Annotated in this window: 7 protein-coding genes and 1 pseudogene; 6 read left to right on the top strand and 2 right to left on the bottom strand. The window is 74.0% G+C overall.

Translation table 11 applies throughout. The features are described from left to right. Nucleotides 1–1,078: 1,078 nt before the first annotated feature. The 3 genes from galT to galK all read left to right on the top strand — a co-directional run bounded on the left by galT (nt 1,079) and on the right by galK (nt 4,532). Complete coding sequence (gene galT / locus ACMA1D_RS29700; RefSeq protein WP_414727079.1) at nt 1,079–2,131, top strand: galactose-1-phosphate uridylyltransferase; 1,053 nt, start codon at nt 1,079–1,081, stop codon at nt 2,129–2,131. Further along, the gene (gene galE / locus ACMA1D_RS29695; RefSeq protein WP_414727078.1) at nt 2,128–3,105 is read left to right on the top strand and encodes a UDP-glucose 4-epimerase GalE; all 978 of its coding nucleotides are present in this window, start codon (nt 2,128–2,130) and stop codon (nt 3,103–3,105) included. The genes galT and galE overlap by 4 nt, the downstream gene beginning before the upstream one ends. Nucleotides 3,106–3,281: 176 nt before the next feature. Next, nucleotides 3,282–4,532 (top strand): galactokinase, encoded by a 1,251-nt coding sequence (galK, locus tag ACMA1D_RS29690; RefSeq protein ID WP_414727077.1) that lies wholly within the window; start codon nt 3,282–3,284, stop codon nt 4,530–4,532. A 415-nt stretch (nt 4,533–4,947) separates the two neighbouring features. On the opposite strand, the gene ACMA1D_RS29685 is transcribed toward galK, so the two are convergent. After that, nucleotides 4,948–5,397: a GNAT family N-acetyltransferase gene (locus ACMA1D_RS29685; RefSeq protein WP_414727076.1), complete on the bottom strand. Its 450-nt coding sequence runs from the start codon at nt 5,395–5,397 to the stop codon at nt 4,948–4,950. Nucleotides 5,398–5,825: 428 nt separating this feature from the next. Here ACMA1D_RS29685 and ACMA1D_RS29680 point away from each other — a divergent pair, with 428 nt between their 5' ends. Continuing rightward, a complete protein-coding gene (locus tag ACMA1D_RS29680) occupies nt 5,826–6,611 on the top strand; it encodes a LuxR C-terminal-related transcriptional regulator (RefSeq protein ID WP_414727075.1) in 786 nt (261 codons plus the stop codon). Here the strand turns inward: ACMA1D_RS29680 and ACMA1D_RS29675 are convergent. Then, entirely contained in the window at nt 6,570–7,067 is a 498-nt protein-coding gene (locus ACMA1D_RS29675; RefSeq protein WP_349996829.1) for a MarR family transcriptional regulator, read from the bottom strand. The genes ACMA1D_RS29680 and ACMA1D_RS29675 overlap by 42 nt on opposite strands. A 134-nt stretch (nt 7,068–7,201) precedes the next feature. Here ACMA1D_RS29675 and ACMA1D_RS29670 point away from each other — a divergent pair, with 134 nt between their 5' ends. Together ACMA1D_RS29670 and ACMA1D_RS29665 are read left to right on the top strand one after the other, a co-directional pair. Then, nucleotides 7,202–8,044 carry a trans-aconitate 2-methyltransferase gene (locus tag ACMA1D_RS29670; RefSeq protein WP_414727074.1) on the top strand — a complete coding sequence of 281 codons (843 nt, stop codon included), beginning with the start codon at nt 7,202–7,204 and terminating at the stop codon, nt 8,042–8,044. Continuing rightward, nucleotides 8,041–8,394, top strand: a pseudogene (locus ACMA1D_RS29665) (VOC family protein); the annotation flags it as partial. The gene ACMA1D_RS29670 and the pseudogene ACMA1D_RS29665, both read left to right, overlap by 4 nt. Nucleotides 8,395–8,660 lie beyond the last annotated feature (266 nt).

Below are 8,660 nucleotides of genomic sequence, written 5' to 3'. Positions count from 1 at the left end.
GGCCCGGGCCACGGCGGCCCCGGTGCGGTCGGGCCGAGCGGCGTGGGCGGGTCCGGCGTGCCGGGAGCGCCCGGCAGACCGGGGCAGGTGCCGCCGGGGCGCGGCGTGCCGGTGCAGGGCCAGCCGGGACGGGCCGCGCCCGGCCGCGGCGAACCGGGCGCGGGACCGGCCGGGCGCCCCGTCGGGCCGGGTCACCCGGGCCGACCCGAGTTCGGCCCGCGCGGTGGCCCGGGGGCGGGGTCGGGCCGCGGTCCGGCGCCGGGCGGCACGGGGCCCGGCCGCCCCTAGGCGTCCCCGGCCGTCCGCGGCGACGGCGTCCGTACGGTCAGCGTTGCCCGTACGGGCGGCCCCGCGCCGCACCCGCGCCGACCCCGCGTACCTCATCTGGTCCGGCACGCCCCGTACGACCGTCGCCCTGCGCACCGCTGCCACGGCCGCGCCGCCGCCGAGCCCGTACCGTCGCCGAGACCCGTACCACCGTGGCTGATCGTGTCGCCGCCGGCCGTGTCGCCGGCCGTGTCGCCGGCGCGGCCGGGACCGCGCGCGCCGCCGGGGCGTCCGCCGCACCGTCGGGACTTCCGCCGTGCCGTCGGGGCCGCACGCACCGCCGGGGCGCCTGTGCGGCCGGGGGCTCCGCACCGCCGAGGGGCCCGTACGCGCAGGTCGTTCCGACCGTCGAACTGCTCGGGGCCGGTGGTGGTGGGCGAATGTGGCGCGGCGGGGATGACGGAGAGCCGGGGCACGTCGTTGGAGATGGCGGACGGTGGGCCCGGGCGGAGGCAGCCGGGTACGCAGCCGCCGGGCACCGCGCCACCCAGCACGGCCGGTCGAGCCGTGCTGCGTGGCCCGGACCGGTGCGGACGCTACGACGGGCCGCGTAGCCGACGCCGACCACAGCGACGAAGCGGCTCGCCAGGATGGAGTAGCCGCACCAGCCGGCGGTGAGCCGGAGCCCTCGGCTCACTGATGTAGGAGACGCCGGCTACTTGGGGTGAACGAGGCGTCGGGAACGCACGCGCTAGTGTTTGTTTCTGAAAGCTAATGTTTGAACGTTTTCGCATGGTGACAGGGGTGCAGGGTGCAGAAGACGTCGATCCGACTCGCGGACGGCCGTGAGCTGATCTATTACGACTCCCGCGCCGGCCGGCCGCGCACCGAGCGGGACCAGCGCCCGCTGGACCCGGTCGCGACGACCGCCGAGGTCCGCGCCGATCGGCTGCTCGGCGACCGCGTCGCCATCGCCTCGCACCGGCAGGCGCGCACCTACCACCCGGCGGCCGACGCCTGCCCGCTCTGCCCGTCCAACCCGGCCGCCGCCCGCTACGGCGAGATCCCCGCCGCCGACTACGAAGTGGTCGTGTTCGAGAACCGCTTCCCCTCGCTGGCCGGCGAGTTCGGCCGGTGTGAGGTGGTCTGCTTCACCGCGGACCACGACGCCTCCTTCGCCGACCTCAGCGAGGCACGCGCCGGCCTGGTCCTCGACGCCTGGACCGACCGCACCGCCGAACTGTCCCGGCTGCCCGCCGTCGAGCAGGTCTTCTGCTTCGAGAACCGCGGCGCCGAGATCGGCGTGACCCTCGGCCACCCGCACGGCCAGATCTACGCGTACCCCTTCGTCACCCCGCGCACCACCCGGATGCTGGAGTCGCTCGCCGCCCACCGCACGGCCACCGGTGGCCGCAACCTGTTCGACGACGTGGTCGCCGACGAACTCGCCGACGGCCGCCGCACGGTGCTGCTCGCAGAGCACTGGACGGCCTTCGTCCCGTACGCCGCGCACTGGCCGTACGAGGTGCACCTCTACCCCCGGCGCAGAGTGCCCGACCTGCGGGAACTCGATGACGGGGCGCGGGCGGAGTTCCCCGCGGTCTATCTGGAGCTGCTGCGCCGCTTCGACCGGATCTTCGGTCCTGACGAGCCGCCCACGCCGTACGTCTCGGCCTGGCACCAGGCGCCGCTGAGCGTCCCCGACCGCGCCGATTTCGCCCTTCACCTTGAGCTCTTCACCATCCGACGGACTGCCGGCAAGCTGAAATTCCTCGCGGGTTCCGAATCCGGCATGAATGTGTTCATCAACGATGTGCCGCCAGAGGCTGCGGCACGCCGACTGCGAGAGGTAGCGAGTACGTGAGCAACGGACAGAAGTACCTGGTCACCGGCGGAGCGGGATACGTCGGGAGCGTGGTCGCCGCACATCTGCTGGCGGCCGGCCACCGGGTGACGGTCCTGGACGACCTGTCCACCGGGCACCGAGCGGGCGTGCCCGAGGGCGCCGAGTTCATCGAGGGGCGCATCCAGGACGCCGCGCGCTGGCTGGACTCCTCGTACGACGGTGTGCTCCACTTCGCCGCTTCCTCGCAGGTCGGCGAGTCGGTCGTCAAGCCGGAGAAGTACTGGACGAACAACGTCGGCGGCACCATGGCGCTGCTGGCTGCGATGCGCGACGCCGGCGTGCGCACCCTCGTCTTCTCCTCCACGGCCGCCACCTACGGCGAGCCCACCACCACCCCGATCACCGAGGACGCGGCGACCGCGCCCACCAACCCGTACGGCGCCAGCAAGCTCGCCGTCGACCACATGATCGGCGGCGAGTGCACCGCGCACGGCCTGGCCGCCGTCTCGCTGCGCTACTTCAACGTGGCCGGCGCCTACGGCCGCTACGGCGAGCGCCACGACCCCGAGTCGCACCTGATCCCGCTGGTCCTCCAGGTCGCGCAGGGCAAGCGGGAGGCCATCTCGGTCTTCGGCGACGACTACCCGACGCCGGACGGCACTTGCGTACGCGACTACATCCACGTCGCCGACCTGGCCGAGGCCCACCTGCTCGCGCTCACCGCCGCCACCAGCGGCGAGCACCTGGTGTGCAACCTGGGCAACGGCAACGGCTTCTCGGTGCGCGAGGTCGTCGAGACCGTCCGCAAGGTCACCGGCCACGCCATCCCGGAGGTCGTCGCGGAGCGCCGCGGCGGCGACCCGGCCGTGCTGGTCGCCTCGGCCGAGCGGGCCAGGACCCGGCTCGGCTGGCAGCCCAGCCGCGCCGACCTGGCCGGCATCGTCGAGGACGCCTGGGAGTTCGCCCAGCGCCGGGAGCAGGAGGGCGCGTGAGCGGGCACACCCCCGGCCGGCCGGCGGAGCCCCGGGCCTTCGGGCCCGCCGCCGGCGCCGGGGCGGGGCCGGCGGCGGGCCGCGGACCGGCACCGGATGGTGGGGCAGCCCCGGCTTCGGCCGACGGGGCGGCCCCGGCTTCGGCGGAAGGGGCGGCCTCCGCTTCGGCGGCTGGGGTGGCCCCGACTTCGGCAGGCGGGGCGGCCCCGGTCGCCCCGCCTGCCGGCGGTTCCGCCGAAGCCGCCCGGGCTGCGTCGGCGGTCGCCGGCTTCCGCGCGGTGCACGGCGGCCCGCCCGCCGGGGTGTGGGCCGCGCCCGGCCGGGTCAACCTGATCGGCGAACACACCGACACCAGCGAGGGGTTGGTGCTGCCGCTGGCCCTGCCGCACACGACGCTGGCCGCCGCGAGCGCACGCGGCGACGGCCTGCTCAGGCTGGACTCGGCCGACGTCCCGGGCGGTGTGGTGGAACTCCCGGTGGCCGACGTGGCGCCGGGCGCCGTCACCGGTTGGGCTGCCTACCCGGCCGGTGTGCTCTGGGCGATGCGCGCGGCGGGCCTGCCGGTCGGTGGCGCATCGCTGCACTTCACCAGCGTCGTGCCGACCGGCGCCGGCCTCTCCTCGTCGGCCGCGCTCGAAGTGGCCACCGCGAGCGCGCTGAACGACCTGTACGGTCTCGGGCTGGACGCCGAGCGCATCGCAGGGCTCGCCCAGCGCGCCGAGAACGATTTCGTCGGCGTGCCCTGCGGGATCATGGACCAGATGGCCTCGGCCTGCTGCACCGCAGGTCACGCCCTCTACCTGGACACCAGGAGCCTCGCCCACCGGCACGTTCCGTTGGACCTGGCGGCGCACGGGCTGCGGCTGCTGGTGATCGACACCCGGGTCACTCACGCACTCGGTGACGGCGCGTACGCCGACCGGCGCGCCGCTTGCGAGCGCGCCGCGCGGGAACTCGGTGTGCCGACCCTGCGCGACGTCCCGTACGCCGCACTGGAATCCGCGCTGACGACGCTGGCGGCGCTCGCGGACGGTCCCGCCCTCTGCCGCCGGGTCCGGCACGTGGTGACCGAGAACCACCGCGTCGAGGAGGTCATCGCGCTGCTCGACGCCGGTGCCGTCCGGGCCATCGGCCCCCTGCTCACCGCGGGCCACGCCTCGCTCCGCGACGACTTCGAGGTCTCCTGCCCCGAGTTGGACCTCGCGGTGACGACGGCCAACGCTTCGGGGGCGCTCGGGGCGCGCATGACCGGCGGGGGATTCGGCGGGAGCGCCATCTCCTTGGTGCCGGAGGCCGCGGCCGAAGCGATCACCACGGCGGTCACCGAGGCGTTCGCGGCAGCGGCCTACCATCCGCCCCGCATCTTCTCCGCCACCCCCGCCCCCGGCGCCCACCGCCTGCCCGTCGACCGGGCCGCCCCGGTCTGACCGGCAGGCGGTGGGCGCCCCGGCTGCCCCTGCCGGGCCGCGGCACGAGCGCGCCCCGCCCACCGGGTGCGAGCGCCTCGCCCACCGGGTGCGAGCGCCTCGCCCACCCCTGCCTAACTGCCGGCCAGGGAGCACCCCGCCCGCCAGGTGCGAGCGCCTCGCCCGCCCCGGCCCGACCGCCGGCCAGGGAGCACCCGCCCGGCACCCCGACGTGCTGCCGTACGGACATAGCGCGGGACAGCCCGCACGCCACGACCGGTCAACTGTCGTACGGAGCAAGGCGATTGATGCGCAGGCGGGGCGCAAGGCTCTCGACGGCAGTGGCGCCGGGACCCCTCCCGGCGGATGTGCGACGGCCACGCCCCGGTGCGGCTCCGTTCGCGACGCCGCGGGCCGGGGCGGGCCGTACCGGTCCTCAGTCTTCGGTCAGCCGCTTGACCAGGAGGTGATCGGTCTCGCCCGGCGGGTAGTCCTCGACCACGCCGACGATGCGGTAGCCCAACTTCTCGTAGAAGCGCGGGGCCTGAAATCCCCAAGTCTCCACGCGGGAGTTCAGGCAGCCGAGTTCATCGCGCGCCCGGCGTTCGGCCGTGGCCATCAGGCGAGTGCCCAGGCCAGCGCCCCGATGCCGCTCGTCCACCCACAGCAGATCCACGTGCAGCCAGTGCCCCCACGCATAGCCGACCAGGCCACCCGCCAACTCTCCAGCTTCGTCCAGCGCGTACGCCTGGACCGGGCGCTCATCGTCCGCGACGGTGTCGCGAATCCGGTGCAGAACCGCGGACCGCGCACTGTTGGAATCTTCCAACCGATCCTCGACCAGGTCCTTGCGGTCTTGATTGACTTCTTCCTCGATGCGGAACACGCCGCTCAGCCTAAACAGTTGGCCGAGGCAGTTTCGTCAATTCGCTTCCGTTGTCCGACCTCGGTCGTAGGCTGATGCACAGCGCCGGTGGGGGCCGGTGCTTATCAGGGGGCGAGACAGGCAGGTACGACGCCCGGGGCCAGCGCCTTCGGCATGCACGGCGGCGGCCGTGCCGTGCCGGGCGTGCCTCGTGGGCTTCGGTCAGGGGGCTTGAGTTTCCGGGCGCCGTACCCGCACTGTGGGCTCGCCGCCACGTGTTCTACCTGGTCAGCTCGTCGGGGTGGGCGGCATTTGGCATGTTGCGCGGAGCCGCTCGCCCTTTCCGTACGACATGGTTCTTCGTTCTTCGCGCTGGGTTATCCGTTCTTCTACTCCGTATCCGCGTGCGCGTTCACGTGCGCGGGAGATGGCAGTCCATGGGGGTGGCTATGGCACGTATCCGGGTTCTGGTGGCCGACGACCATCGCATCTTCGCCGAGTCGCTCGCCGCGGCCCTCGCGGCGGAACCGGACGTGGACGTCGCGGCGGCCGGCAGCGGCCCGGCGGCCATGCGCTGCCTTGAGCGGGCGGCGACCGAAGGCCGGCGCTTCGACGTCCTGCTGGTGGACGCCGATCTGGGCGCCGCCGTCAGCGACATCGCACAGGCCCGCCCCGAGCGGCTGTCCGACGGCGTCACCGAGCGCGCCGACCGCCGCGCCGTCGACGGCATCACCCTGGTCAGCGGGGTCCGCACGGCCCAGCCCGGGGTGCGCACGGTGGTCCTCGCCGAGCGCGACGACCCGCGCCGCGCGGCCCTCGCACTCCAGGCCGGGGCGAGCGGCTGGGTGGCCAAGGACTGCTCGCTGTCCCGGCTGCTCGCGGTGATCCGCGGCGTGCTGCGCGACGAGACGCACCTGCCGCCGGCGCTGCTGACCGGCGTCCTGCGCGAGCTGACCGCGGCCCGCAAGCACCGCACCGAGAGCGAGCGGCTGGTGGAGTCGCTGACGCCGCGCGAGCGCGAGGTGCTGCGCTGCATGGTCGCCGGGCTCGGCCGCAAGGCGGTCGCCGAGCGGCTCTACCTGTCCCCGCACACGGTCCGTACGCACATGCAGAACGTGCTCGGCAAGCTGGGCGTGCACTCCACGCTGGCGGCGGTCGCCCTCGCGCGCCGCGCCGGGGTCGGCCCGGTGGACCTAGCCGGGGAGGTTGTCGAACGGGGCGGTCAGCTCGCGTAGCAGACCGGCCAGTTCGCGGCGCTGCCCGGGGGAGAGTTCGGCCAGGATGGCCCGCTCCTGGGCGAGCAGTCCGGCCAGCGCCTGATCGGCGCGGTCGCGCCCCTCGGCGGTCAGCCGCACCAGCACCCCGCGCCGGTCGCTGGGGTCGGGCAGCCGTTCGACCAGGCCCTTCTGGGTGAGCCGGTCGATGCGATTGGTCATCGTGCCGGAGGTCACCAGCGTCTGGGTGAGCAGTTGCCCGGGCGAGAGCTGGTACGGGGCGCCCGCGCGCCGCAGCGACGTCAGGACGTCGAACTCCCACGGCTCCAGTTGGTGCTCGGCGAAAGCGAGCCGCCGTGCCCGGTCCAGATGGCGCGCGAGCCTGCTGACCCGGCTCAGTACCTCAAGCGGCTCCACGTCGAGGTCCGGGCGTTCCCGCCGCCACGCCGCGACCAGCCGATCGACCTCGTCCTCCATGACGATCAGTGTAGTGGGTCTGTCGATATGAAGTCTCTTGACATCAAGAGATATTTCTCGTGATGCTTGGGCATCGAAGGGCGGGAAGCGCCCTTGCGCTTCGGAACGACCTGACCCTGCAAGGGGGTTCGAACATGCCCGACTCACCGCACTGGGACCCGCAGCAATATCTGCGCCACTCCGTCCACCGCACGCGGCCCTTCATCGATCTGCTCGCCCGCATCCCCGACCTGCCGCAGCCGGCCGCGTCGGCCGGCGCCGCCAGCCCCGGCCACCGGATAGCTGACCTGGGTTGCGGCCCCGGCAACGTCACCGCCCTGCTGGCCTCCCGCTGGCCCGGCGCGCACATCACCGGGTACGACAACTCGGCGGACATGCTCCGCGAGGCCCAGTCCCACGCCGGACCCACCGAAGGCGGCGGCAGTCTCGACTTCCGGCCGGCCGACGCCGCCACCTGGGTCCCCGACGAACCCTTCGACCTGATCGTCTCGAACGCGGCCCTCCAGTGGGTGCCCAACCACCCCGACTCCTTCGAGACCTGGATCAACTCGCTGAATCCGGGCGGCACCCTCGCCTTCCAGGTCCCGGGGAACTTCGTCTCGCCCAGCCACTCCCTGCTCGGCGAATTGTGCGACACGCCGCGCTGGCGCCAGCGCCTGGACGGCCACGGCCGCCGCTTCGTGCACATCCTCAGCCCCGCCGGCTACCTGGAACGCCTCATCGGCCTCGGCTGCACCGTGGACGCCTGGGAAACCACCTACGTCCAGGTGCTCACCGGCGCCGATCCGGTGCTCGACTGGGTCAAGGGCACCGCGCTGCGCCCGGTCCTGACGGAGCTGGCCGACGAGCCCGCGCTGGCCGAGGAGTTCCTCGCCGAATACCGCGACCTGCTGCGCAAGGCGTACCCGCAGGGCCCGTACGGCACCGTCTTCCCCTTCCGCCGCATCTTCGTCGTGGCCCGGAGGGCAGACGGATGATCACCGCCGTCGACCACGTCCAACTCGCCGCCCCGCCCGGCAGCGAGGAGCGGTTACGGGCGTACTACGCGGGCGTCCTCGGCCTGACCGAGGTGCCCAAGCCGCCGGTCCTCGCGGCGCGCGGCGGCTGCTGGTTCACCGGCGGCGCCGTCACCCTGCACCTGGGCGTCGAACCGGGCTTCAGGCCGTCGGCCAAGGCCCACCCCGGGCTGCGGGTGCGTGACATCGAGGCGTTCGCGCACCGCCTCGCTGCCCACGGCGCGAAGGTCGTCTGGGACGACGACCTCCCCGGCCACCAGCGCTTCTACAGCGAAGACCCGGTCGGCAACCGCCTCGAATTCTTGTCCCCCAACCTCCAGGAACCGCCCCAGCCACCCACGCCCCAGGCCCAGCCCCAGACCCAGGCTCACCCCTCCACCCCCCACTCCGTCCCTGCTCAGCCATCGACCCAGGTGCCCACACCCCAGACACAGCCCCAGGCACCGCCCCAGCCCGCCCCGCCCCGGGCCCCCGCGCCTGCGGCGCCCACCCCGGCCCCCGCCGTCCGGGCCGGCGACCTGACCCCCCGACCCGACACCGAAGGCTGACCCACTCACCCCGACCACCCCCCACCCCG

This window comes from Streptomyces sp. 796.1 (genome assembly GCF_047525675.1).
Taxonomy (GTDB): domain Bacteria; phylum Actinomycetota; class Actinomycetes; order Streptomycetales; family Streptomycetaceae; genus Streptomyces.
This window is presented reverse-complemented; position numbering and strand designations above follow the sequence as displayed.